Raw genomic sequence first — 24,225 nt, 5'->3', positions numbered from 1 at the left:
TCACCACACCCCCACCCACTCACCACACAACTCCAGCCACTCACCACGCAACTCCAGCCACCCGCCCGCAACGCAACCCAGTGAGTCGAGTTTTACGAGACACCCAAAGGGTTGAGGCCGTCTCGCCGTTCAGGCCTCGAAAGCGCATGCGCGAAGCGCGAGTCTCGAGGCCTGAACGGCGAGACTTCAGGGCCTCAACCCCCGCGCGCGCCAGCGCGCCGAAAACACAGCACCTTCACGAACAAGCTCACCTCTCCTACACCAGCAAGCCCGCACCCCACCTACACCAACAACCCACCCTGACCCGACGAACAAGCCCACCCTTACTCGTGAGCGAACAAACCCACCCCGCACCACCCGACCCCCCGAAACACCTGTGCACCCGCCGACCGAAATCGACAGGTGCACAGGAACGAGGCAGGTCCCGCTAGGACTTGACCAGCGTCTCCTCGTCATGGTGTCTGGCCCCGCCGGTGAATCCGACGTGCGCTTCCTTGCGCATCCGTTCGACCATATGCGGATAGTGCAGTTCGAAGGCGGGTCGTTCCGAGCGGATCCGCGGCAGTTCGTAGAAATTGTGCCGCGGCGGCGGGCAGCTGGTGGCCCATTCCAGGGAGTTGCCGTAACCCCACGGGTCGTCCACGGTGACCACCTCGCCGTAGCGGTAGCTCTTGAAGACGTTCCACAGGAACGGCAGCATCGAGGCGCCGAGGATGAAGGCGCCGATGGTGGAGACGGTGTTCAGCGTGGTGAACCCGTCACCGGCCTGGTAGTCGGCGTAGCGGCGGGGCATACCTTCGGCGCCCAGCCAGTGCTGCACCAGGAAGGTGAGGTGGAAGCCGAGGAACGTGGTCCAGAAGTGCCATTTGCCGAGGCGTTCGTCCAGCATCCGGCCGGTCATCTTCGGGAACCAGAAGTAGATGCCGGCGTAGGTGGCGAACACGATGGTGCCGAAGAGCACGTAGTGGAAGTGCGCCACCACGAAGTAGGAGTCGGTGACATGGAAGTCCAGCGGCGGGCTGGCCAGGATGACACCGGACAGACCACCGAAGAGGAAGGTGACGAGGAAGCCCACCGAGAACAACATCGGTGATTCGAACGTCAATTGCCCCTTCCACATGGTGCCGATCCAGTTGAAGAACTTCACGCCGGTCGGGACCGCGATCAGGAAGGTCATGAACGAGAAGTAGGGCAGCAGCACCGCGCCGGTGGCGTACATGTGGTGCGCCCACACCGCGATGGACAGGGCCGCGATACCCAGGGTCGCGTAGACCAGGGTGGTGTAGCCGAAGATCGGTTTACGGCTGAACACGGGGAAGATCTCGGAGACGATGCCGAAGAACGGCAGCGCGATGATGTAGACCTCGGGGTGTCCGAAGAACCAGAACAGGTGCTGGTAGAGCAGGATGCCGCCGGTGCCCGGATCGTAGATGTGGCCACCCAGGTGCCGGTCGTAGGCCAGACCCATCAGGGCGGCGGTCAGCAGCGGGAAGGCCAGCAGGACGAGCACGCTGGTGACGGCGATGTTCCAGGTGAAGATCGGCATCCGGAACATGGTCATACCCGGAGCGCGCAGGCAGACCACGGTCGTCAGCATGTTCACACCGCCGAGGATGGTGCCCAGACCGGAGACGGCCAGGCCCATGATCCACAGGTCGGTGCCCACGCCCGGCGAGTGCAGGATGTCGGTGAGCGGCACGTAAGCCGTCCAGCCGAAGTCCGCGGCACCGCCCGGGGTGATGAAACCGGCGGTCGCCATGGTGGCGCCGAACGCGTACAGCCAGTAGCTGAAGGCGTTGAGGCGCGGGAAGGCGACGTCGGGGGCGCCGATCTGCAACGGCAGGATGATGTTGGCGAAGCCGAACACGATCGCGGTGGCGTAGAACAGCAGCATGATCGTGCCGTGCATGGTGAACAGCTGATTGAACTGCTCAGGCGAGAGGAACTGCAGACCCGGGCGCGCGAGTTCACCGCGCATCATCAGCGCCATCAGGCCACCGATGAGGAAGAACGCCATCGAGGTGGTCAGATACATGACACCCAGGACCTTCGGGTCCGTGGTGGTCACCATCTTGACTATGAACGACCCCTTCGGCCCTGTTCGCGCCGGAAATGGCCGAGTCGCTTCCACCCCCTGTGGGATTGGCTTGGGCTCTACGGCAGTCACTGATCCTCCTGAAGGTGCCTTTAGGGTCGCTCCGCAGGCTCCACTGTTTTTGCCCGCCGCCCGGTGCACGGGGCGGCCAACGGTTAGCTTGCGCTTCTCGAATCGTAAACCGTCCGCCCAGCCCGGGTCGTCCGGGTCCTACTCTGTGTCGTACTCGAGGTCGAGGGGCACTCGTTCCGCCTCGTCCGGCCTGCGCCGGGCGAGGCTGCCGGGTGGTGGTGGTAGCCCTTCCGCGGAGCCTGCGCGGTCGGCCGTCAACGCTGGCGCGCGTCGAATCACAGTGGGCATGTACCCTTCCCGGCATGCCGGTGAGCCCCGCTGTCCATATTCCAGCCGCGCGTGACCCCCGGATCTCCGTGCGGACCGGCCGGCTCGGCCGGTTCCTGGGCGTCGTGCTCGCCTGCACCGCGCTGGCGGTGTCCGCGTGCGCGAGTCATCCCGATGATTCGGCCTCGATCATCCGCACCACGACGAATGTCGCCGGTGCGGGCGTGGTCGGTATCGAACGCGACACCACCCAGGCTTGCGCACTGCCCACCGCGCCCGATCCGGCCGAGGGTTCCACTCGCACGATCCGGCATGGGTCCGGCGAGTCGCGGGTTCCGGCGGATCCGCAGCGGATCGTGGTGCTGGGCACTTCCGCGCTCGATGCGACATGTGCGGTCGGGTTGTGGGAGCGAGTGGTCGGCGCGACCACCGTCGCGGGTCCGGCGCCGCAGCCGGGCTATCTGGGTTACGGGGTGCTGGAAGTCCCGGGTGTCGGGTTCGCCGCCGACCCGGATCCGGCGCTCATCGCGCAACTGGACCCGGATCTGATCGTCGGCGAGATGCCCGCGGGCCGGGCGAGCTACGCCGCGCTCAGCGAGATCGCCCCGACGGTGCTGGTCGGCGATGAGCCGAACTGGGAGCGGCAGTTCACTGCTTTCGCGGGTGCCATGGGCCGCCATGGGGCGGGCGAGGCGGCACTGGCGACCTATCACAGCGACGCCGCCTTGACCGGTGCTTCCATCAACGCCCGGTTCGCTCAGGCGTCGATAGTGCGGTTCACTGCGGAGAGCAGCGAGTATCTGGGCTCCGAGACCTTCGCGGCGCAGATCCTCGCCGATACCGGCGCCGGACGTCCGACCGCGCAGCGCGAGACCTCCGGCCCGATCGACGAATCCGATCCGGTGGCCGCCGAGGGCGATCTGATCTATGTGATGTTCGCGGGCACGGATGGGCAGGAGCACGGCGAATCCGTGATGCGTTCGGACCCGTGGGAGAAACTCGGCGCGGTGGGCGACAACCGCTTGTTCCTCGTCGACGACGCGCTCTGGCACACCACCGGCCCGACGGCGGCGCGCGCGATCCTCACCGATATCCGGGAAACCCTCAACGCCTACGTCATGGACTGAGACGTCCCGGGATCGACCCGATCCGCGTCCACCCAGGCATTGAGCGCTCGACCGTGTCTGCCGTTGCCGCATCGTCTCGCCCGGGTCGTGCCGGTCCACAGAAGACTCACAGTGCGGCTCCAGAAATACGCCAGACAACTTTCCTAACGTGGTGGTCACCCCATCGAGAAGAGGTGCGCAACGTGCGGAAACCACCATCACAACCGCGAACGGAACTCGGGCACGAACACGATCTCGGGCTCGCCCACGATATGTCGGCGATGCTGTCCCGCCGGCGGGCGCTGTGGCTCATGGGCGCGGTGGGTACCGAACGGCAGTCCGATCCCCCGGCAGCGGATCCCGGGGATCGGCGAACACCGGTCCGCAACCGGAAATCAACCGTTCCGAGACACTGTTTCCGCAGGTAAAAGGCCATATCGGCGTACCGTCGAAGTATGGGCGGCAATGCTGCGGGTGAGCGCTCACTCGGCACCCGGCTGAGTATCGGGATCGTCATCGGCCTGGCGATCGGGATACCACTCGGCCTGGTCGTGCTCGGCAATCTGGCGCTCGGTGTCGGACTGGGTATCGGCTTCGGCCTCGCGTTCGGTCTCGCCATGGCGCCGTCGGGCGAGGAAAAATCCGACGGCCACCGGAAACCGCCCACCGACGACTGAAGTACGCTCGGCGCCTGCGGTCCTGGTGCGCCGAAAATCCCCGCTCCCTAGCGCATTAGACGCGCGAAACACAAGTTGTGGTGTCGCTCGGCGATTCAACCCCCAAGGGGTAGTGTTACGGCACGCGCAGGGCAGTCGTCGGATTCTCGGGAAGGGTGTGGAAGCAACATGAAGCTCATCGATCGGGTTTCGGCCATCAACTGGAATCGGGTACCCGACGAGAAAGACGCCGAGGTCTGGGATCGGCTCACCGGTAACTTCTGGCTGCCGGAGAAGGTCCCGGTGTCCAACGACATTCCGTCCTGGAACACCCTCACCCCCGACGAGAAACAGCTCACCATGCGGGTGTTCACCGGCCTCACCCTGCTGGACACCATCCAGGGCACCGTCGGCGCGGTCAGTCTGATCCCCGACGCGCTGACCCCGCACGAAGAAGCGGTGCTCACCAATATCGCGTTCATGGAGTCGGTGCACGCCAAGAGCTACAGCTCCATCTTCTCCACGCTGTGCTCCACCCGCGAGATCGACGACGCCTTCCGCTGGTCGGAGGAGAACCGCAACCTGCAGCGCAAAGCCGAGATCGTGCTGGAGTACTACCGCGGCGAGGATCCGCTCAAGCGCAAGGTCGCCTCCACCCTGCTGGAGAGTTTCCTGTTCTACTCCGGTTTCTACCTGCCGATGCACTGGTCCTCGCGGGCCAAGCTCACCAACACCGCCGATATGATCCGCCTGATCATCCGGGACGAGGCGGTGCACGGCTACTACATCGGTTACAAGTACCAGCGCGGGCTCGAGCAGGTGACCCAGGCCGAACGCGACGAGCTGAAGAACTACACCTTCGAATTGCTCTTCGAGCTCTACGACAACGAGGTCGACTACACCCAGGACCTCTACGACGAAGTCGGCCTCACCGAGGATGTCAAGAAGTTCCTCCGCTACAACGCCAACAAGGCGCTGATGAATCTGGGCTACGAGGGCCTGTTCCCCAAGGACGAGACCGACGTGAACCCGGCCATCCTGTCGGCCCTGTCCCCCAACGCCGATGAGAACCACGACTTCTTCTCGGGCTCGGGTTCCAGCTACGTCATCGGCAAGGCGGTCAACACCGAGGACGACGACTGGGACTTCTGACCCACCCGTCCGGCGCAGCACCGGTCGTTTCCGCGATCCCCACCGGTTCGGCCGGTTTCGGGGACGGCCGGGAGGTGGCCTGGATGAGCCGCTGAAGCGGTGGCACGGCTCGGCGGATGTTATGCGTCGATGGTTTCCTTGTCCGCTACCGCATTCTGCTGGTTCGGTGCGGGGATATGGCGCAGCAGGACGAGAACGAGCCCGACGGCCAGGGCGGTGAGGCCGATGCTGAGGATCGAGTTGACCTCCAGCGCCTGGGTGAAAGCTTGCCGTGCAGCCGTTGCCAATTCCGCGCCGAGTTGCTCGGGCAGCTGGCCGGAGACGTGCAGCGCCCCGGCCAGGGTGTCCTTTGCGGCGTCGGCGGTCTCCGCGGGGAGTCCCGTCGGCATCGCATCGGTCATCTGTGAGCGGTAGACCGCAGTGCCGATGCTGCCGATCACGGCGACACCGAGGGCGATGGAGAACTCCTGGCCGGTTTCCGAGACCGCCGACGCAGCCCCCGCGCGGGCCGGATCCACGGCTCCGACGATCATGTCCAGACCGAGGACCGACATAGGGCTGAGCCCGAGGGAGAACACCACCATGCCGGTCACGATGATCGCGAGGTCATCGCCGCCGGAGAGTTGGGTGAAGATCGCGTATCCGACGATGCTGGTGAGTAGTCCGCCTGCCATCAGGTAGGCGGGGCGGATCCGCGGTGCCAGCGCACTGACCAGTACCGTTCCGACCACCATGGCGGCCGCTTCGGGCATGGTCCACAGACCTGCCTGGAACGCGGACAGTCCGAGTACCAGTTGCAGGTACTGGGCGAGCAGCAGGAAGAGTCCGCCCATTGCCAGCATGGTGACCATCAGTGCGATGAGTGCGCCACTGAACTTGACGTTGCCGAACAGGCGCAGATCGACCAGCGGGTTCGCCAACCGCCGCTGTCGGGCTATGAACACCGCGCCCAGGACCAGACCGGCGGTCAGCACCAGGACCGGGGTTACGCCGAGGCTGTTCTCGGCGAGATCCTTGATGCCGTAGATGATGCCGATCACCGCCGCCAGGGACAGCGCCGCGCTGAGCAGGTCCAGCTTGCCGGGATTCGGATCCCGGTACTCGGGTAGCAGCATCGGTCCGGCGACGACCAGTAGCACCATCGCGGGCACGGCGACCAGGAATACCGAACCCCACCAGAAGTGTTCGAGCATTATTCCGCCGATCAGCGGACCGATCACCATCCCGACCATGAAGCTGGTCATCCACACTCCGATGGCGGTGGTGCGCTGCTTCTGGTCGTGGAACATATTGCGGATCAACGCCAAGGTGGACGGCATCAGGGTCGCACCGGCCACGCCGAGCAGCGCCCGGGTCGCGATCAGGACTTCGGCGCTGCTCGAGTACGCGGCCACGACCGATGCGATGCCGAATGCGACCGCGCCGATCAGCAAGAGTTTGCGACGTCCGATGCGGTCGCCGACGGTGCCCATGGTGATCAGGAATCCGGCCACCAGGAAGCCGTACACGTCGAGGATCCACAGCAGTTGCGAGCTGCTCGGCTCGAGTGCGGCGCTGATTTGCGGGATCGCCAGGTACAGCACACTCATATCCATGGAGATGAGCAGGGTCGGCAGCGCGAGGACAGCGAGGCCGATCCATTCCTTCCGGCCGGCCGTTGCAGGCGATCCGTCGATGTTCGGCTCTGTCGGCGCCTGCGCCATCACCACTCCTCTGCTGTCACCACCACCCGTCGGGTGGCTCCCGTCCAGTACAGCAGGTGACGCCCGTCGGACCATCTCGGACAAAGCTGACAACCTCTGAGCCAAATGTCACACGGCCGATCCGGAGCCACCGAATCGTCATGGCTGTACCGTATCATGATACGGTACAGCCATGACGATCGGTGCGAGGAAGCGTCGCGCAGGCGCAAGCCGGAGAAGTGACGTGCTGAGAGCGGTTCTCGACATCGTGTCCGATAGGGGATACCAGGCGACACGGTTTCAGGACGTCGCGGCCTCGACCGGTCTGGCCGTCAGCACCTTGCAAGGATATTTCGGTTCACGCGCCGACATGGTCGTCGAGGCGATGATGACCGGAACCGATGACGAAGTGTCTGCCATGCAAAAGGCCGCTCGTGAGTCCGCTGACCCGTGGCAGCAATTGGTGATATTGGTCGATCGCGGACTGCGGACACCCATCCCGATATGGCGAGTGCTGATGGAATTCTGGTGCGCCGCCGCACATGACGAGGAGCTGCGACAACACAGCATCACGCTGCAGCGAAAGTACCGGCAGCCGTTTCTCGACGCGATCACCGGTGGTATCGAATGTGGCCGATTCCAGCCGACCCATGCGCCCGATGCCATCGCGGATGCGACCATAGCGACCCTGGATGGGTTGCTTTTTCCGTATGTTCTGAGACAGCCGCATCCTGGCGATTCCGTTGAAGTACGCGCAGTGATCCTCGACCAACTCGCGCACACTCTGGGGGCGCGGTCGTAACGATGCCGATCACCGGAGCCACCGGCAAAGTCAGCCGCCGCATCGTCGAACAACTCGACGATTTCGTCACAGCGGCGGCGAAAGGCATCGCATGATCTTCACCGACGCTATCGCGGCCGCGATAGCGGCCGGCGACGTTCGGGTCGTGTACAGGCGGTGGCCTCGCTGTCGAATCATCCCCGGCGCGACTGTCATGACTACCGCAGGGATCATCGGCATCGGCGCTGTGGACACAGTGGCGGCGACCGCGCTCACCGATGACGATGCCCGGGCAGCCGGATACCGCACTCGACCGGAACTATGTGCGACATTCCGCGGCCGCGTCAGCGACCCGATATTCCGGATCGCTGTGCACTTTGCCGGGCCCGATCCCCGCGAAGCACTCGCCGTCCGCGATGACCTGGATGTCGTCGCGGTCGCAGCTCTGCACGCCCAGCTCGGTGCTGTCGACCACCGAGCCGCGCAGCCGTGGACCCGTCAGACTCTTGGAGCGATCGCACGGAAACCCGGAGAGCCTGCCGCCGACCTCGCTCACTCTCTCGACCAAATGCCGGCCGAGCAGCTCAAACGTCGAGTGCGCAAGCTCAAGGCACTCGGGTTGACCGTCAGCCTCGCGCGTGGCTACGCGCTCTCGTCACGTGGGCGAAAATATTGGGACCTGTCGAACGAGGGTCGCACCGCACCCTGATTCGTGACGGGTCCACTCGTTGGAGCCGAGTCGACGGGTTACCGCAGCCTTCCGCCGATCTGTCGGCCCGCATGCCCAGACCTGGACAGTCCGCCGCAGGTTCGGCCGCGAGGTGGCCTCAGCTCCCAGCCTTCTCGACAAGGGCGGTGATCGTCTTTTCGGCCTTGCTGCTCATCTCGGTCACGGCGAACGATGTGGGCCACAGGCCGCCGTCGTCGTCGATGTTCGCTTCAGTGGTGAAGCCGAAGGTCGAGTAGCGCTCTTTGTCGGCGTGCCCGCTACGGAAGAAGCACACAACCTTCCCTTTCCTGGCGTAGGCCGGCTGTCCGTACCACAGCTTCGGCGACAACTCGGGGGCGTTGGTGGTAACGATGGAGTGGATGCGTTCGGCCACCACACGGTCTGATACTTCCATCTCCGCGATTTTCGACAGCACGTCGAGCTCCTCGGTGGCCGCCTTGTTGCCACGACCACGGTTCGTCTCCTTCTTCAGTTCCGCAGCACGCTCCTTCATCGCAGCACGTTCGTCCTCGGAGAAGCCTTCTGTGCCCTTTGCGCTGGTCGTGCTGGTATTCGCGCCCATCGCTGTCATCTCCTGGTTGTTGTCGGTGTGCCGTCCATTCAGACGCTAGCCGTGTCGAGAGACCTGGCGCTTCTCGATTCCTGACCGATTGCTGGGCGGGTTACTCCTATGGGAGGAGATCCCCGGTAACGCCACCGACACTGCGAAGGCGACCGTCCACCTCACCCGCAACGGATCCCGAGAGTGTGAGGATGGGAACGTCGAGCCGGCGAGGGAGGAACCGATGGGGAAGTTGGACGGACAGGTCGCTGTCGTCACCGGCGGCGCGCGTGGGCAGGGCCGGTCGCACGCCGTCGCACTGGCCGGCGCGGGCGCCGATATCGTGGTCTGCGATATCGGCGCGTCGATCGCGAGCGTGCCCTACGCCCTGGGCTCGCCCGACGATCTCGCCGAGACTGTGGAGTTGGTCGGCGAAACCGGCCGCCGATGCCTCGCGATCACCGCCGACGTCCGCGATCAGCGACAGATGGACGCTGTAGCCGATCGAACGATCTCCGAGTTCGGACATATCGATATCCTGCTGGCCAATGCGGGTATCGCGTCCAACGCCTTTCTCTCCGAGATGCCCGAGCAGACCTGGCGGGACATGATCGATGTGAACCTGACCGGCGTCTACCACAGTTTCCGCGCCGTGGTCCCGCATATGCTCGAGCGCGGCCGAGGGCGGATCGTCGCCACCTCCTCCATCGTCGCCCGGATGGGCGCCCGCAAGTCCGGCCACTACGCCGCCGCGAAATGGGGTGTGGTCGGCCTGGTGAAATCGCTGGCGGAAGAGGTCGGCGCACAGGGAATCACCGTGAACGCGGTGCTGCCCTCCGGCGTACAGACCGATATGATCATGAACCCCGCCATCTACCGCGAACTCATGCCCGATGTCGAGAACCCGACGCGCGAGGCGGCGCTGGCAATGTTCGAAGCGGGAGGTGGGCTGATCCAGCCGGCGGAGGTCTCGGAGATGATCCTGCTGCTGGTCTCCGACACCGGGGCTCGCTACAACGGCGAAGCCATCACCATCTCCGGCGGCCTCAGCACCGGCACGACCTGAACCGCAACAGAGCGCACACCGACGGACTCTCTGACTATCCTCCGGAAACCGCGTCGCGGGCGCAGGGACTTGCACAGTTCCTGCCCGGTACCGCGGCGCGCGGCCCAGAACGCGACCGTTCGTCGGCCGAGATTCACCGCCATCGTGAGCAGCTGCCACGAAGAGCGCTGGTAAAGGCGCCCCACTCCGTCGATGTGAACCGCAGCACGGGCCCGTCCGAATACTTGGAGTCGCGGACACCGACCCTTCCTGAGTCGAGCCAAGCAACTTCGACGCATTCGTCGTTGCCGCTGTGCGAGGATTTGAACCACTGCACATCTGAGAACTCAACGTTCACTGCTCGTATCTCCTTGCTATCTTTCTGATTCGGTCTCGGGAAGCCGTCTCGTCGATAGTCGCGGCTCGGATCAGGTCATAGAGCGATCGGTAGCGCAGCACGTCTTCAGCATCGTCGAAAGTAGTCGACCCCAGGGCTGCTTCGGCATAAACTGCCGACGGCTCTCCGTCGAGAAACCCGAGAACGATGAACGGCGTCATGACACCGCCAGTCGGAATCCCCGCAGAAAATGGCAACACCCTGACCTCAATGTTGTCACGTGCACTAATATCGGCGATGTGTCGACATTGAGCAGCCATGACTCGAGCCGATCCGACCACCGCATGTAGAACGCTTTCATGTATTACGAACTCGACCCGGATCCTCAAATGTCGCCGTGTAAGTCGTGCGTATCGACGCATACGCAATTCCACCTTTCCCTCGATAGAGTCTTCCGACTCTCCGGGGGAATACTTGGCGAATATCTGCCTTGCATAATCGCCCGTCTGAAGAAGGCCGGGAACAATTAGTGGCTGGAATACTTGAAGTTCTGTAGCATAGGACTCCAATTCCAGGTAAGTCGTGAAACCGCCTCCCAGAACATGGCGATATCCTTGCCACCAAACTGTTGTACTCGATTGCGCTGCTACGGCTTTCAAGTAGCTCATTTTCTCAGAAGATAAACCGTAGTAGCGGCAGAGGTATTCGACCTCGCGAACCTTGATCCGCTCGTACTGCCCCAACTCGATACGGCTCAGCGTTGCCCGGCTGAACTCCGTATCCCGCGCGACTTGATCCAACGTCGCTCCGTGAGCGTGGCGGGCATCACGCAACGCCCGTCCCAGCTGCCGCCGCGGCAATGTGGTGCCGCTGAGATCCGCCTTGCTCGGCATCGTGCCTCCCCTGTTTCTCAACGAATCGCTCGGCGTTTCTCAGTTCGAGAATCATCGTAGGCAGGCCCTGAGAAACGCGCTGGGCCGATACGCAGATCCCGTGAAACCTTCTCGTCGAAACACTCCGAGTTCCTGACCTGCAGCAACATACCCACATGCCCGAGATACACGGAAGTTGGTGGCGCAAAGGCGAATCACCGTCGAGGCACGGTGCCGCCGCAGCGAACATCTCTCGCTACGAACCGATCCCGCCACCGCGCGCCGACGGTCCGGCCCGCCCGCGTGGAGGAACCCGATCCGGCTCGGGCGGTGGATTCCAGCAGAGCGCCAGGACGCAGAAACCGACTGTGCGGCAGACCGAGGCCGGCGGCTGGTCGGCGGTATGGCGACCGGACTGCGGAGGTATCCGAATCCTTGCCCTGAGAACTCCTTCCGGCACCCCGATGGAGTTGCCGGTGAGCTCTCGGCCGGGCAACCTGCCGGATCTCGCGGATATCAGGGAACGACTGCCGGAACATACGCGGCTCTGGGATGCGATCCGGCACGAGTTCTGGTCGAACGCCGTTCCGAAGAGCTGGGTCGGATGAGCGTCATCCGCTATCCTGACGACGAATCGATCGCGGAGATCACAGCCCGCTACCTGCTGTTCTTGCCCGCCGCAACATTGCCCATGCTGTACGGGTTCCGATTCGACGGCACCACCATTCACGCTGATTGCGCCGGAGTCGATCTGGGCCGGGACCGAACTTGCGGCGAACCGAATCCGCTCCATGTGCAGGCGGCGCATCTCCGGGCCGTACTGGGTCCTGACACCTTCGGATTCGGTTTCGCCTTCCCCGTTTTCGCCGACCAGCTGGATGTCCTTGCACGCAACCGGCATATCCCGGCGCCGGTCCGCGCCGCGGCGAAGCGACTGCCCGCGATCGATGATCTCATCGCCGCAGCAACCATCGATGCCACCGGCCGGTAGTGGTGGGCCGTGATCCCTCGACACCTACCGGAGATAGACCCGGTGCTTCTGCGATTTCCGGCAGTCGCCCCGCAGGATTGGCGGCTACCCGAGTCTCTCGATGCTTCGTTGTGGACCGCGGCTCTTGCCCTCGACGAATCGAACCACGCCCATCTATCGCGGCTGCGGACGCCGCAGTCGGACGGCGGTCCGATCCGATGAAGCCGGCACCATACGATCGCGACCGCTGTTGCCACGGGACCGGCGCCGCATCAGGTCGTTCACCAAGCGGCGTCCGCGCGTTCCTCCTCCAACCGGCGCCAGGCATTGTCCAGCCAGGTACCGAAATGGCGGGTGAACTCTGCGGAGGTGGCCGGTCGAACCGTCACATGGTTACCGCGCTGTTCGGTATAACGGCCGTCGCCCGCGATATCGTGCCACCGCAGCACTCGGGCCGGCTCGGTCGCCGCGTCGAAACGCCCCATGAGCAGCACCGCACAACCGCTGCCGTCCTTTTCCCGGCCGATCAGCTTTCGATACTCCTCGCGAGCCCGGGCACGCCGGTGGTCCTCGAAATGGGCCTCTTGTCGGGGTTCCAGATCCCCGGGGTGGAAAGTGGCCGCTTCCCCGGTACCGGGTGTGCAGGGGGCGAGACCAGAAACCAGACGGGCCGCGAGATTTTCCGGGCGGAAGAGACGCACCTGGATCGGACCGTAATCGCCTTCGGCACCCACCTGGCTCAACATGACCGCGTATGCCTCGGTACGTGCCCCGACGATCCGGTATTGGCGCCTGTCATCGCGCCCGGTACTGCGTTTGTGCGCACAGGTGGAGCCGAGGATCTCGATGCGCATCTCGGAGGTACCCAGAGTGTCGAGCGCGACCTGGATCCCGGCTCGTTCCTCCCGCGAATACCGGTCACGGACCGTGAGGCGATGGGCCCGGGCTTCGTCGTTGAAGGCGAAACGGCTGGTGTAGCGCAGCGGAGTCGGAAACCGATCGTAGGCGTCGCTGTACCACAGCGCCGCGAAATCATCCGGCTCCCAAACCCACTCGGCCATCGATCGATCCTCTTGTCGTATGCGGAACAGCGGTACCGGCAGGTCCGAAGTAATCGGGTGGGCCCGCGCCGGAGCGGGCCCACCCGATGGCCGGTCGAACGGCCGAATCGAAAAGTTGAGCAGTTATTCGGGGTTGGCGCCGATGACCCCTCCGGGGATGGTCCGGGGTGCTTCACCGAGCAGTTCGTCGGTGTTCTCCTGGTTGATCAGATAATCGGGCGTCGAGCGGTTGGATTCCTCATCTTTCCCGCCTCCCCGCTGCCCGGCCCCGCCGCCCATCGGCATACCGCCCATTCCCCGGTTTCCCGCAATGGAGGAGGCGGCACCGGCGCCGACCGGTGTTCCGGGAACAGTGCTCGGAGCACCCGAGACCGTCCGCCCCGGCGCCTGGGTATCCGGGGAGCCGGTCGGAGAACCCGGGGAACCCGGAGAGCCCGGGCTGGTGGTCACACCGGAGGGAGTGGTGCTCGCCGGAACCGTGGGTGTCGTAGCGCTCGGCACCTCGGTACCGGCCGGGTCGGTAGCGGTCTCGCCGGGATCGGTGCTGGTCGGCTGACCTGCCTCATCGTCGCCGGGAGTCTCCGGTTGGGTCTCGCCCTCCGGATCACCGGGGGTCTCTCCGGTAGGGGTTTCGCCGGGTGCAGCGCCGGTCGAATTACCGGTATCCGACGTGGTGGGGTTCGAGGTGCCGGGATATCCGGCGGGTGGAGGCGCGGGAATATCGGTGGTACTGGTCGGGCCGGTGGGCACGGGGATCACCGGAATCTTGCCGTCCAGCTGCCCGAACGGGGTGACGTAATGGGTGGTCATGGCCGCCCGGGCCTCCTGAGTTCGCCGCGAGATCTCGTCGTCGTGAACCAACGGGTTCCACCAACTGTCGATGAACCCATCGGTGTCCATCGGCTCACCCACGCTGTTCTTGGTGTTCACAATGGCATTGGCCGCATCGCGAACACCAGCGGAAAGCAGCTCGAGTGCGGGCGTTACCGGGCGGGCCTGCTTATCGATGTAGTCCTGGATCGCTCGCTTGGTCTGTTCGGCCGCTGGGCCGGACCATGCCTGAGCGAGCGAAGCCTGCACGGACCGGATGAAGGTCTCGACGCCCTGCTCCCACGATTGCCGCATCTGCCAGTATTTTTCGGCCTGATCTATCGCGTCCTGGACAAGGAGTGGGTCGAACGCGCCTTTGATCGTGGGGTGATCCCAGCTGTCGGGATTCTCCCCGCCGTTCAAGATGATCGGGTTCTCGAATTCCGGCACTTTGCTCATCGGGTGGACCCGTCAGGCAAGATGTGCGGACCAGGCGTCGGTTCGACGGGTGGGCGTTCGGGAAGGCTGGCATTCAACGAGTTGAAGGCGGCCGCCCATTCGCTATCGGCCTGTACCATCTGGTCACGCATAATACGGAAGACGTTCTGGATGTCCTCGGCAATCTTGAAATGCTGTTCCATGATCAGATGGACGCTGTTGCCATCCTCTGCACCCTTGGCTTTCACTTTGTAGCGACCCACCATGGCACGTGCGGAATACAGATCGTTGTTCGCTTCTCCGAGACCCCAATGATCCTGGTCGCCGATCTCGTCGGCAAGGCGTTGTATCTGCCGGATTGCGATCTTGAACGTTTCACAGTCACGCTCGAGATAAACAAACTCCTCAGGCGACATCTGAATAGTGGTCTGTCCTTCGTTGGCTGCGGCAAGCATATTGGCCATCGGCCGTGGCGCCGATTCGTCACTCATAACTCTCCCTCCCAGTGTCCGTAGCGCGCCGGATACGCTACATATCCGCAGGTATCGACGGCACAACCTTCTCTGCCAGCGCCCTGCCCAGCTCGCAAGTATCCAGATGCCCGGTGTCAGGAGCGGACGACGGATTGGTCAATCCGAACTGCAGGCTACCGCCGGTCATTTCGACGTTTACGTAACAGGACTCTTCCGGTTCATCGCCCGGACGCCTCGTGGACAGCGTCTCCCGGCCGCTGATCGTGGACTCCGTAGCATCGGGAAAGTTCTTGTCCCGCACCATATCCAGGGTGAGATTCGTCGTTTGAATACTGACCGCATACCCATCCGGCTGCGCCCAGATACACCCGCGCCACTTCGCTCCGCTCGACAAATCCGTATCGTCCGGAATCGGCATCTTCAGACCCTCCGCGTCCAGCACACTCTGCGGGACATCTGTGCACGCGTTGTACCCTGCGGGTACCGCCGCCATGGCCGGAGTAGCCGACACGTTTGTTGCTCCCTCGATGGAGGATTCACACCCAGTCAGCGCCAGTACCATCCCGCCGACCAGCGCGACCAGTAGCTTGCGTTTCCCCGTGACCACGATTCCCGACCTCCACCACCGATGACACCACTGGTCCGGTTTGGGGAGGACCGGCGTCTCCGCCCCCTTGCTGCCGGCTGACCCAGACGCTACCGGCGCTAAAAAGCCGACGCAACCGCCCAGAGACCTCCCGCCCAACGTTGGATGCCTCGCCGTCCCAACACGTTTCCCCGCCGCTACCGGGCATCGGCCACCGACCCGGCCTTCGGTGCCGGGGTCGGCAGCGACTACTTCCGGGGGGATTTCCGCAGGGTCTCGCTGGGTCGTTCGCCGTAGGCCAGCCGGTAGGACCTGGCGAAATCGCCGAAATGCGTGAAACCCCAACGGAGTGCGATCGCCGATACCGTCGTCTCCTGCGAATCGGCCTGCTCCAGTTCGGTCCGGACGTGTTCGAGCCGTATCCGCCGGAGGTAGGCCGTGGGGGTCGTATCCAGGTGCCTGCGGAAGCTTTCCTGCAAGGTCCGCACACCGACACCTGCGGCGGCCGCCAGCCGGGTCACGGTCATGGGTTCCGCCGCGTGCACCCGCATGAAATCAACCGCCCGTTCGACCTTCGAGGCCACCGGCGTGGACCGGTCGCCGTGCAACTGTTCGGAGTACGAGTGGCGGGCGCCGAGCAGCAGGCCGGTGATCATCAGGTCGTGCAGGTGGCGTAGTGCGAGGGGGTGAGTGGCGACCCGCTGCCCCTGGTCGATCTCGCGGACTACGAGCCGCACCTGGTCCAGCCAGGCCCGCATCGGTGGGGCCGTGAGGTCTTGGCCCAGTTCGAACCGCAGTCGGCCCGTCAACTCGCCGCCGATCATCTGCTGCAATATCGACTTCATGTACGACGCGTCGAACCACACCAGCAGCATCGGGCTCTCGGCCGGCCAATCCAGCATGAACGGTTCGTGGGGCTGAGCTATCGTCGCGCACGCCCTCGTCGCTGTCGCTCGTTCCTCCCCGCTGACCGCGCCGACGGCGCCGGCCAGCTGGATGTGCACCAGATACAGGTTGTCGGTGTGGCGTGGGGTGACCTTTACCTCGGCACCGGCACCGTAGTCGAGCGCGGCGAGCGCGACCCGCCCCAGCGATACCGCGTTCTGCCGGGCTTCGAACCGGTGGGCCCCACCGGTGATCCTGACATCGTGGGGTGCCTGCAGCACCTTGCCGATCACGTCACGGGCCTCGTCGACATCGGGGGTCCGCAGCACACGGTGACCGGCCAACGGCAACGGTCTTCTGTTCACGGCTCGCCTCCACTGCCCGAGCTCGGCATATGTAGCGGGGCCGCTGTCGAGCATTACACGGAAATCGCAGCATACCGCGAGAGAGAACGGACGCGGCTCTGCAACGCACATATCGACTCGAAGTGCGTTGCAGAGCAGCGGTTTACCAGCTTGCCGTCGGGTACAGTGCGACGACACGGTGGTTCAAATCTCCCTCTCGATCGGATCCGAACCGAACGGCGTTGCCTACAGCGCCAGGCCCGGTGAGCAGGTCCAGCCGGGTGGTTTCCCCGAGAAGGATTCCTGGAGATAGGCGCCTGGTTGCGCGACGCAAGCACTCACCTGTGTGATCCTGCCGGGCGCGACCTCTGTCGCGTCCAAGCCGACTGGAAAGTGGGCGCCGATCCACCCGTCCTGTTCCAGACCGTCGGGGCCGACATATGTGTAGTTCGCCGACCCCAGCAGCCCGAACGGAGTCCGCACGTGAACGACCTTCGAGTTCGCCCCGGATACGGTGACCACGACCCCTCGCCTTCCGACCACGTGGTCCGCCGCTGATGCCGGTGCGGCCGACCACGCCATCGCCGCGCCCGTGAACACCATTGCCGCGCAGAGTTTCACCGATTTCCCGGTCACTTCTGTAGATCCTTCCAGTCCGAGCACTCGGCGTTCGCGGCCTCGCTCTTGCAGATCATGAACCCGGTGATCCAGGTGTCCACCTTCACGCTGTGCTGCAACGCCGGATCGTTCTTCACATGCGCGAACAAATAGTGGTATCCGGTGAACGTCTGATCGTGGGTGGTGTATTTGAGGACAGCGTCTCGGTCCGCGGGCGCCCACACCGAGGCCTCGGTCCAGCGGTTGGGTCCGTCGCTGGAGGCACTGAAAACCCTTGCGACGGTGCCGTTCCACGGAAGGGCGTACTCCGCGGCCGCGGCGGGCCCGGCCGCGCAGACCAGGGCAGCGCCTGTCACAGTGAGCACACCGGCGATACCGGCGAACAATCGATCGGTCATTTCGAACTCCCCGGATTTCGGCCCGCACGTCGTGCCGGGCGGAAGGCGTCGTCGATAGCGGCCCACGCCGGGCCGCTGGCTGCGGATATACGAACCGGTTCGAAGACAACACGTCCCGGTATCACTGCTGTCGTCGCGTCGCCCGCCTTTCCGGGCGACGTCTCGTCTGGTGTCATGCTGTTGATATCTGTCTCGTTTCCACTCGGCCGGCGGCGTCGCCGCTTGCGACTCTGTCGATTCCGTGCGGCGATTGCGCCCCTGCGTTCACATCTCATCCGTGGAGAAGGATGCGATGAGCGACCACGGACGCGCTATGGACCTGCGCGTTTCCGATCGACCGGTACACGCTTTTCCGATAGCCGGCACCCGCAGCCGACCGCCACGTGGATAGGGCCAGGCAGTATCCGGCTACTGGTCGGCGGCTGGTCACCAGCCATTCGGTAGTGGCGGTCGGTCACGGTGTCCGGTGCCGCCGATCGAGTTCGCGTCGTCTCCCGCGGACCTCAAAGCCCGACAAGCTCATAGGAGGTGCTGCGACCAGCCGAGTTCGATCGCCGCAGCACACCGAGGCCGACGAGTTCGTTGACATCCCGCAGTGCGGTGTCCTGAGAGCTTTTGGTGATGACCGCCCACTTACGAGTGGTGAGTTCGCCGTCGAATCCGTCCAGGATCCGGTTCAGCATCGTCATTTGGCGGTCGTTCATCGAAATCTGCTGCCAGCGCCGCCAGAAACGGGACTTCAGCAAGACCTTGTCGACCGTCTCGTCGGACTGGACGATCGCACGATGCAGCGCTTCGAGAAACCAGGTCAGCCACCCTGTCACGTCGAGGGCGCCTTTCTGGGTGCGTTCCAAGACCCGGTAGTAGGCCGCGCGGTCGCGTTGGATCTGTGCGGAAAGACTGTAGAACCGCCGAGTGCTGTGGTCGGCGCGCGCCAGCCACAGATCACCGAGGGCGCGGGCGATGCGCCCATTTCCGTCGTCGAAGGGATGCACGGTCACGAACCACAGATGTGCGAGTCCGGCTTTGATGATCGCCGGTTCCGCGGTATCGGTATCGATCCAGTCCAGGAACTTCTCCATCTCGGCGTCCAGCCGCGCGGCCGGCGGTGCCTCGAAGTGCACCCGCTCCCGGCCGTAACCCCCGGACACCACTTGCATCGGTCCGGCGTCGTCGGTGCGCCACGAGCCGATGGAGATCCGGGTCCGGCCCGAGTATCCGGTCGGGAAAAGCGCGGCGTGCCAGCCGAACAGGCGGTCCGCGGTAACGGGCGTGTCGTGGTGCACGGTGGCGTCGAGAACCATTTCGACGACACCCTCCACGTGCCTGTCGGCGAATAGCTGATGGCACTCGCGCAGCGTCAAATACCGAGAACCAGCTTCGCGGTCGTGAAATAGATGATCAGACCGGTGGCATCGACCAGCGTCGTGACCATCGGTGCCGACACCACCGCCGGGTCGATCCGCAGTCGCTTGGCGAGTAGGGGCATCGTGCCGCCGATGGTGGCGGCCCAGGCACAGATGAGTACCAGCGTGACGCCGACGACCACCGCGACCCGGGGGCCCACGAACAGCCCGCCGATGGCCACACCGACCACGGCCAGCATGGTCCCGAGGACCAAACCCACCCGGCATTCCCGCCAGATGACCTTGAGCAGGTCACCGCCACGCACCTCACCCACCGCGACCGCACGCACACACGCTGTCGCCGCCTGAGCACCCGCGTTACCGCCCGCGCCGATGAGCAAGGGAATGAACAGCGCCAGCTGAGCAGCCTGTTCGAGGGTCGCCTCGAAGAAACCGGTCACGCTCACCGTCAGTGTCGCCGCGACCAGCAGCAGCATCAGCCACAGCGCGCGGTAGCGGGCGAGCTGGAACACCCCGGCCGCCATGTAGTGGCCCTCCCAGGGAGCCGAACCGGCCTGCTTGGCGACGTCCTCGCTGTCGGCGGCCTCGATGACCTCGACCGCGTCGTCGATGGTGAGCAGCCCGACCAAGCGGTCCTCGCTGTCCACGACCGGCAGGTTGATGTCGTTGGTCTCGCGCATGAGGCGCGCTGCCTTCTCGGCCGAATCGGTGGCGCGGACGAACGCGGGTTCGGTGACCACCAGGTCGGCGACCATGGTGTCGGGGCCGGTGAGCACCAGTTCACGCAGTTCCACGATGCCCTGGAGGCGGCGGCTCGCGTCGACCACGGGCAGGGTGTAGACCGTTTCGGCGTTACCGCCCTTGAGGCGAACCGTGCGCAAGGCGTCGGCGACGGTGAGGGTCCCGGGGATCGCGACGACCTCGGGCGACATGTACCGCCCGACCGATCCCTCCGGGTAGCCGAGCAGGGCGGCGGTCATCCGGCGTTCGCGCGGACTCAGCCCGGCGAGGGCCTTCTTCGCCACCTTCGCGGGAGCCTCGCGCAGCATGCGCGCCCGGTCGTCGGGCGCCATCCCCTCGACCAGTTCGCGGAAGCTCTGGTCACGCAGGCCCTGGAGGATCTGCTGCTGATCGACCGGCTCGAGTTCCTCGAACACCGCCAGCGCCAGATCCTTGTCCAGCAACCGGAACGCCACACCGGCCTCGACCGCGTCCATCCGGGCGAGTTCGTCGGCGATGACGTGTGGTGGATGATTGTCCAACCAGTGCAGCGCGGCGTCCACACGGTGGCTTTCGACCACGTTCTGGAGGGATTCCGACAGCGTCGTCGGCACTTCGATGAGATCGATCTGCGACATGAGAGTCCTCGGCACAGCAGTAATTAGCGAGTGATTTCGAAGGAAAGTCACACCGCGAGGCGCCGAGCCGGGCCGCTCCGCCGACAGTCGCTGCTAGCGGAAAAGCGGGCGGACGACGCCGCGCGGCCTTCGACTGGGAGGTTCGCTGCGCATTGCAACACCACCTCCTCGTTCGGTCGCCGCTGCGCGCGTGGATTCACGCCCGTTCCGGAAAACTGTCTATGAATGCGAACGCACTCATGATCAGAGTACATCCTGATCATGGGAAGTCCGCATCGGAAGGTTCGCCACACGGCGTTTCACACTCCCGGGCGTGTCCGCACGCCGCGTAGCTCCGCCGAATTATCGAGAAACAGGCTGATCCGGGTCACCTCGGCGGAGATCCGACCGCTGGGCAGTAGCGACTCGACCCGGACCCCGACCGGTTCGCGGAGTGTCACATCGACGGTGGTGCCGTCCGGGCCGGCGAGGAACAAGCGGTCGCCCTCGAGGGCCGTTCCGGTGTGGTTGTAGCGGCGATGTTCGGCGACGGCCGCGATCCGGTCGAACGCGATGGTCGCGATCTCACGGCCGCCGCGGCGCAGCACCAGCGCCCGGTCGGTCACGTAGTGCGGGTAGGCGATATCGGCGACGACCACCGCGAACACCCACAGCAGTGACCACAGCGTCAGCACGCCGAGCAGCACGCTCAGCCACGCCCACGGGATCAGAATGTGGAGCACTGTCATCTCCAGCACGGTCGCCACCAGGAAAGCCAGCGGCAGCGCCAGCACCCCCTGGGTAGCGGGTAACGGCTCATGCTCCCGGCCATCGCAATCGGTTCGCCGCCTCAGCCACAACCAGACCCCGCGGTGGGCCCGGCACCGGTTGTGTAGGAACTTGGCTGTCCGCCCGGTCACGGCCGGGTGTCCGGGTGGCCGGTCAGCAGTTCGATCGCACGCAGTACCGCCCGGCGCTGAGCCGGATCGGGCACGAGTTCCGCCGGCGAAAAGTCGGGTCCGCTCGCAGCGCCGGAAGCCAGCAGCGAGTCGAAATCGGCAGCACGTAAGCCCGCAGCGAGTTCGTGCGCCACCTGTCCGATCAGCTCCCCGCACTGCTCCACCGCCCGGCCGCGCAACTGCTCCCAACCACGGAGCATCCGGCGATAGCTCTCCCGCGCCGAGGTGTCCGAGATCGCGCGCGCGAACCAGGTGAACATCTCGTCCGGGGTGTCGCCCGAGATGGCGATGATCTCCAGCAGATCGCGCTCCCGGTTGAGCGCGCTCCGTTCCAGATCATCGGCCCGCTCCCGGGCGGCGTCCAGCGCGTCGGCGAGCTCCACGGGTAACGCGGTGAGCGCCCGGCCCGCATCGACGGTGGCCAGCATCCGGCCCAGCCCTTCCTTCTTACGGACGAGCTGAGCCACGCGGTGGGAGATCTCGTCGTGCAGAGCCGCCAGATCAGCGCGAAGGTCTTCGGTATCCGATGTTCCGGGCTCTGCCGCGAACACCGCGGCCATCGCACCCAGCGACAACCCGTTCTCGGCGAGCCAGCGGATTCGCATGAGTCGCGCCAGCTCCGCCATTCCGTAATCGCGGTAGCCGTTGTCGGGGCGGACCGGTTCGGGAAGCAGGCCCAGCCGGTGATAGTGGCGGACGGCGCGCGGGGTCGTTCCGGCGGCCGTGGCAATTTCACTGATCCTCACCGCACCAGTTTCTGGTGTGACGCTGCGTCGTAGTCAAGTATCGAGATATCGAGCACCGGAACCTGGGATCGGACGCACCCTGCGCGCAAACATTGCCTGTCCGGCCCTATATGGCCAGAGTGGAGGACGAGATATCTCGCAGCGGCCCCGGGCCCGACATCTGAGGAGAGTGCTGTGCGCTTCGGAATCTTCATCCCGCAGGGGTGGCGTCTCGACCTGGTCGGTCTCGAACCCGCTACCCACTGGGAGGTGATGCGGGGCCTGGCGGCCCGCGCCGATGCGAACCCGGTGTGGGAGTCGCTGTGGGTGTACGACCATTTCCACACCGTCCCGGAGCCCACCGAGGAGGCCACCCACGAGGCATGGACCCTCATGTCGGCCTTCGCCGCCACCACCTCGCGGGTGCGACTGGGCCAGATGTGTACCGCGATCAGTTACCGCAACCCCGCCTACCTCGCCAAGGTCGCCGCGACGGTAGACCTGATCTCCGGCGGCCGCACCGAGATGGGTATCGGCGGCGGCTGGTACGAACACGAATGGCGGGCCTACGGATACGGTTTCCCCACCGCCGGGGAACGGCTCGGCCGCCTCGACGAAGGTGTGCAGATCTTCCGCCAGGCCTGGCAGACCGGCACCGCCACCCTCGACGGCCGCTACTACCGGGTGGACGGTGCGATCGTGCGCCCGCTACCGGCCCAGGAAGGCGGCCTACCGCTGTGGATCGCGGGCGGCGGTGAGAAGAAAACACTGCGTATCGCCGCGAAGTACGCGAACTACACGAACTTCGCCGGGAACAGCCCCGACGAGTTCACCCATAAATCGGAGATCCTGCGCGCGCATTGCGCCGATGTGGGAACCGATTTCGACGCCATCGTGCGCAGTGCCAACTTCAATGTCGCCATCGGCGCCACCGAGGCCGAGGTCGAACAGCGCAAAGCCGAGCACACCGCCCGCATCGCTCCCGTCCTGGGCGAGGAGAAAGCCCGCGCCTACGTCGACAACCTGAACAGCGGCGGCGCGGCGGTCGGGACCCCGGAACAGATCGTGGAGAAATTGTCCGCCGTCCGCGATCGTGGCCTGGGCTACGCCATCTTCAACTTCCCCGAAGCCGCCTACGACACCAGCGGTATCGAACTCTTCGAGCGCGAGGTGCTCCCGGCACTCACCGACTAGAGCCCGGCGTACCTCCATCTTCGCTATCCGCCGCGGGTCGGACTCGTTGGCGGACTTTCAGAGCGCGACCACCGTCAGCAACGGATCCAGGCCTGTGAAGTCGTCCACGTTGCGTGTGAACAATGGGAGATCGTTCGCCGAGGCGATGGCAGCAATCATCAGATCCATTTTGCGTGGTTTCGGGCTTCGTCCGGCCGCCAGCACCAGTTTCGCCATCGAGGTGAACCGTCGCGCCGCGGTAGAGGAGAACGGCAGTGCATCGAAAGCGTGCTCGATCTCCAGGAGTCGTTCGGTTCGGAGCGCGAGCGTTTCCGCATCCGATGCCAGAGCCACGCCCAAGCCCAGCTCCGCGAGCGTCACCGTACTGATCTTCGGCTGAATCGGAAGGTCCGCATCGTCGATGATGGTCAAGTCGATGAGTACACACGTATCCAACAGGCCGACGGGGTAGCGGAACTTCGCCCCCGGTTCAGTCATCCACTCTGTCCTCTCCGAACGCGGCGTCGATTTCCGCACGCTCGTTCGCAGCGTTCGAAGTGCTCGCAAACCTGGTGAGTCGCCTTTTCAGTTCCGTGGTCGTCAGATTGTGCCGCGGAGCGATGGGCCGCAGTTCGCCGACAGGGCGGCCATTGCGGGTGATGACGAAGTCCTCCCCCGCTTCCAGCGCATCCATGACTCCCGCACTGCCATTGCGTAGCTCGGCTTGGCTGATCGTCCTCGTCAT

27 protein-coding genes and 1 pseudogene are annotated in these 24,225 nt (G+C 64.8%); 9 read left to right on the top strand and 19 right to left on the bottom strand.

Annotated elements, in window-relative coordinates; genetic code table 11:
* Nucleotides 1-427: 427 nt before the first annotated feature.
* Nucleotides 428-2,167, bottom strand: a complete 1,740-nt coding sequence (gene ctaD / locus OG405_RS03775) for an aa3-type cytochrome oxidase subunit I (protein ID WP_327150251.1) — start codon at nucleotides 2,165-2,167, stop codon at nucleotides 428-430.
* Between the two features lie 302 nt (nucleotides 2,168-2,469).
* Between ctaD and OG405_RS03770 the strand changes: the two genes are divergently transcribed.
* The 3 genes from OG405_RS03770 to nrdF all read left to right on the top strand — a co-directional run bounded on the left by OG405_RS03770 (nucleotide 2,470) and on the right by nrdF (nucleotide 5,348).
* Nucleotides 2,470-3,561: an ABC transporter substrate-binding protein gene (locus tag OG405_RS03770; RefSeq protein ID WP_327150250.1), complete on the top strand. Its 1,092-nt coding sequence runs from the start codon at nucleotides 2,470-2,472 to the stop codon at nucleotides 3,559-3,561.
* A 434-nt stretch (nucleotides 3,562-3,995) separates the two neighbouring features.
* Nucleotides 3,996-4,217 carry a hypothetical protein gene (locus tag OG405_RS03760; protein ID WP_327150249.1) on the top strand — a complete coding sequence of 74 codons (222 nt, stop codon included), beginning with the start codon at nucleotides 3,996-3,998 and terminating at the stop codon, nucleotides 4,215-4,217.
* Between the two features lie 168 nt (nucleotides 4,218-4,385).
* On the top strand, nucleotides 4,386-5,348 hold the full coding sequence (gene nrdF / locus OG405_RS03755; protein WP_327150248.1) for a class 1b ribonucleoside-diphosphate reductase subunit beta: 963 nt from the start codon (nucleotides 4,386-4,388) through the stop codon (nucleotides 5,346-5,348).
* 119 nt (nucleotides 5,349-5,467) lie between these two features.
* Here the strand turns inward: nrdF and OG405_RS03750 are convergent, their stop codons facing one another.
* Nucleotides 5,468-7,051: an MFS transporter gene (locus OG405_RS03750; protein ID WP_327150247.1), complete on the bottom strand. Its 1,584-nt coding sequence runs from the start codon at nucleotides 7,049-7,051 to the stop codon at nucleotides 5,468-5,470.
* Between the two features lie 172 nt (nucleotides 7,052-7,223).
* Here OG405_RS03750 and OG405_RS03745 point away from each other — a divergent pair, with 172 nt between their 5' ends.
* Both OG405_RS03745 and OG405_RS03740 read left to right on the top strand, forming a co-directional pair.
* On the top strand, nucleotides 7,224-7,832 hold the full coding sequence (locus OG405_RS03745; protein ID WP_327150246.1) for a TetR/AcrR family transcriptional regulator: 609 nt from the start codon (nucleotides 7,224-7,226) through the stop codon (nucleotides 7,830-7,832).
* A 193-nt stretch (nucleotides 7,833-8,025) separates the two neighbouring features.
* Nucleotides 8,026-8,520, top strand: a complete 495-nt coding sequence (locus OG405_RS03740) for a hypothetical protein (protein ID WP_327150245.1) — start codon at nucleotides 8,026-8,028, stop codon at nucleotides 8,518-8,520.
* Nucleotides 8,521-8,638: 118 nt separating this feature from the next.
* Here OG405_RS03740 and OG405_RS03735 read toward each other — a convergent pair whose 3' ends face one another.
* Nucleotides 8,639-9,103 carry a DUF1801 domain-containing protein gene (locus OG405_RS03735; protein WP_327150244.1) on the bottom strand — a complete coding sequence of 155 codons (465 nt, stop codon included), beginning with the start codon at nucleotides 9,101-9,103 and terminating at the stop codon, nucleotides 8,639-8,641.
* Between the two features lie 223 nt (nucleotides 9,104-9,326).
* Between OG405_RS03735 and OG405_RS03730 the strand changes: the two genes are divergently transcribed.
* Complete coding sequence (locus tag OG405_RS03730; RefSeq protein ID WP_327150243.1) at nucleotides 9,327-10,148, top strand: mycofactocin-coupled SDR family oxidoreductase; 822 nt, start codon at nucleotides 9,327-9,329, stop codon at nucleotides 10,146-10,148.
* Here the strand turns inward: OG405_RS03730 and OG405_RS29100 are convergent.
* The 3 genes and pseudogenes from OG405_RS29100 to OG405_RS03720 form a co-directional block, all read right to left on the bottom strand.
* On the bottom strand, nucleotides 10,094-10,411 hold the full coding sequence (locus tag OG405_RS29100; RefSeq protein ID WP_442790656.1) for a DUF3459 domain-containing protein: 318 nt from the start codon (nucleotides 10,409-10,411) through the stop codon (nucleotides 10,094-10,096). The two genes, OG405_RS03730 and OG405_RS29100, sit on opposite strands and share 55 nt — an antisense overlap.
* Nucleotides 10,366-10,464: pseudogene (locus OG405_RS29095) on the bottom strand (DUF397 domain-containing protein); the annotation flags it as partial. The gene OG405_RS29100 and the pseudogene OG405_RS29095, both read right to left, overlap by 46 nt.
* Nucleotides 10,465-10,481: 17 nt before the next feature.
* A complete protein-coding gene (locus tag OG405_RS03720; protein ID WP_327150242.1) occupies nucleotides 10,482-11,357 on the bottom strand; it encodes a helix-turn-helix domain-containing protein in 876 nt (291 codons plus the stop codon).
* 455 nt (nucleotides 11,358-11,812) lie between these two features.
* Between OG405_RS03720 and OG405_RS03715 the strand changes: the two genes are divergently transcribed.
* Nucleotides 11,813-11,944: a hypothetical protein gene (locus OG405_RS03715; protein WP_327150241.1), complete on the top strand. Its 132-nt coding sequence runs from the start codon at nucleotides 11,813-11,815 to the stop codon at nucleotides 11,942-11,944.
* Nucleotides 11,941-12,327, top strand: a complete 387-nt coding sequence (locus OG405_RS03710; protein WP_327150240.1) for a hypothetical protein — start codon at nucleotides 11,941-11,943, stop codon at nucleotides 12,325-12,327. Before OG405_RS03715 ends, OG405_RS03710 begins: the two co-directional genes overlap by 4 nt.
* A gap of 260 nt (nucleotides 12,328-12,587) precedes the next feature.
* Here the strand turns inward: OG405_RS03710 and OG405_RS03705 are convergent, their stop codons facing one another.
* The 11 genes from OG405_RS03705 to OG405_RS03655 form a co-directional block, all read right to left on the bottom strand.
* Nucleotides 12,588-13,367, bottom strand: a complete 780-nt coding sequence (locus tag OG405_RS03705) for an ESX secretion-associated protein EspG (protein WP_327150239.1) — start codon at nucleotides 13,365-13,367, stop codon at nucleotides 12,588-12,590.
* Nucleotides 13,368-13,490: 123 nt separating this feature from the next.
* Nucleotides 13,491-14,636 carry a hypothetical protein gene (locus OG405_RS03700; RefSeq protein ID WP_327150238.1) on the bottom strand — a complete coding sequence of 382 codons (1,146 nt, stop codon included), beginning with the start codon at nucleotides 14,634-14,636 and terminating at the stop codon, nucleotides 13,491-13,493.
* Nucleotides 14,633-15,106, bottom strand: coding sequence for a hypothetical protein (locus tag OG405_RS03695; RefSeq protein WP_327150237.1), 474 nt, complete (start codon nucleotides 15,104-15,106; stop codon nucleotides 14,633-14,635). The genes OG405_RS03700 and OG405_RS03695 overlap by 4 nt, the downstream gene beginning before the upstream one ends.
* A 37-nt stretch (nucleotides 15,107-15,143) precedes the next feature.
* On the bottom strand, nucleotides 15,144-15,695 hold the full coding sequence (locus OG405_RS03690) for a DUF3558 domain-containing protein (protein ID WP_327150236.1): 552 nt from the start codon (nucleotides 15,693-15,695) through the stop codon (nucleotides 15,144-15,146).
* A gap of 227 nt (nucleotides 15,696-15,922) precedes the next feature.
* Nucleotides 15,923-16,924: an AraC family transcriptional regulator gene (locus OG405_RS03685; RefSeq protein WP_327150235.1), complete on the bottom strand. Its 1,002-nt coding sequence runs from the start codon at nucleotides 16,922-16,924 to the stop codon at nucleotides 15,923-15,925.
* Nucleotides 16,925-17,149: 225 nt separating this feature from the next.
* On the bottom strand, nucleotides 17,150-17,539 hold the full coding sequence (locus tag OG405_RS03680; RefSeq protein ID WP_327150234.1) for a hypothetical protein: 390 nt from the start codon (nucleotides 17,537-17,539) through the stop codon (nucleotides 17,150-17,152).
* Entirely contained in the window at nucleotides 17,536-17,919 is a 384-nt protein-coding gene (locus OG405_RS03675) for a hypothetical protein (protein WP_327150233.1), read from the bottom strand. Before OG405_RS03675 ends, OG405_RS03680 begins: the two co-directional genes overlap by 4 nt.
* Before the next feature lie 503 nt (nucleotides 17,920-18,422).
* The gene (locus tag OG405_RS03670; protein ID WP_327150232.1) at nucleotides 18,423-19,283 is read right to left on the bottom strand and encodes a Fic family protein; all 861 of its coding nucleotides are present in this window, start codon (nucleotides 19,281-19,283) and stop codon (nucleotides 18,423-18,425) included.
* Entirely contained in the window at nucleotides 19,280-20,644 is a 1,365-nt protein-coding gene (gene mgtE / locus OG405_RS03665) for a magnesium transporter (RefSeq protein ID WP_327150231.1), read from the bottom strand. The genes OG405_RS03670 and mgtE overlap by 4 nt, the downstream gene beginning before the upstream one ends.
* Nucleotides 20,645-20,943: 299 nt before the next feature.
* Nucleotides 20,944-21,543 carry a hypothetical protein gene (locus tag OG405_RS03660; RefSeq protein WP_327150230.1) on the bottom strand — a complete coding sequence of 200 codons (600 nt, stop codon included), beginning with the start codon at nucleotides 21,541-21,543 and terminating at the stop codon, nucleotides 20,944-20,946.
* Nucleotides 21,540-22,328: a MerR family transcriptional regulator gene (locus tag OG405_RS03655; protein ID WP_327150229.1), complete on the bottom strand. Its 789-nt coding sequence runs from the start codon at nucleotides 22,326-22,328 to the stop codon at nucleotides 21,540-21,542. Before OG405_RS03655 ends, OG405_RS03660 begins: the two co-directional genes overlap by 4 nt.
* 174 nt (nucleotides 22,329-22,502) lie before the next feature.
* On the opposite strand from OG405_RS03655, the gene OG405_RS03650 reads away from it, so the two are divergent.
* Complete coding sequence (locus tag OG405_RS03650; protein ID WP_327150228.1) at nucleotides 22,503-23,501, top strand: LLM class F420-dependent oxidoreductase; 999 nt, start codon at nucleotides 22,503-22,505, stop codon at nucleotides 23,499-23,501.
* 57 nt (nucleotides 23,502-23,558) lie between these two features.
* On the opposite strand, the gene OG405_RS03645 is transcribed toward OG405_RS03650, so the two are convergent.
* Both OG405_RS03645 and OG405_RS03640 read right to left on the bottom strand, forming a co-directional pair.
* Complete coding sequence (locus tag OG405_RS03645) at nucleotides 23,559-23,978, bottom strand: type II toxin-antitoxin system VapC family toxin (protein ID WP_327150227.1); 420 nt, start codon at nucleotides 23,976-23,978, stop codon at nucleotides 23,559-23,561.
* Complete coding sequence (locus tag OG405_RS03640) at nucleotides 23,971-24,225, bottom strand: type II toxin-antitoxin system Phd/YefM family antitoxin (RefSeq protein ID WP_327150226.1); 255 nt, start codon at nucleotides 24,223-24,225, stop codon at nucleotides 23,971-23,973. The genes OG405_RS03645 and OG405_RS03640 overlap by 8 nt, the downstream gene beginning before the upstream one ends.

Origin of the sequence: Nocardia sp. NBC_01329, from assembly GCF_035956715.1 — a bacterium.
GTDB lineage: Bacteria > Actinomycetota > Actinomycetes > Mycobacteriales > Mycobacteriaceae > Nocardia.
This window is presented reverse-complemented; position numbering and strand designations above follow the sequence as displayed.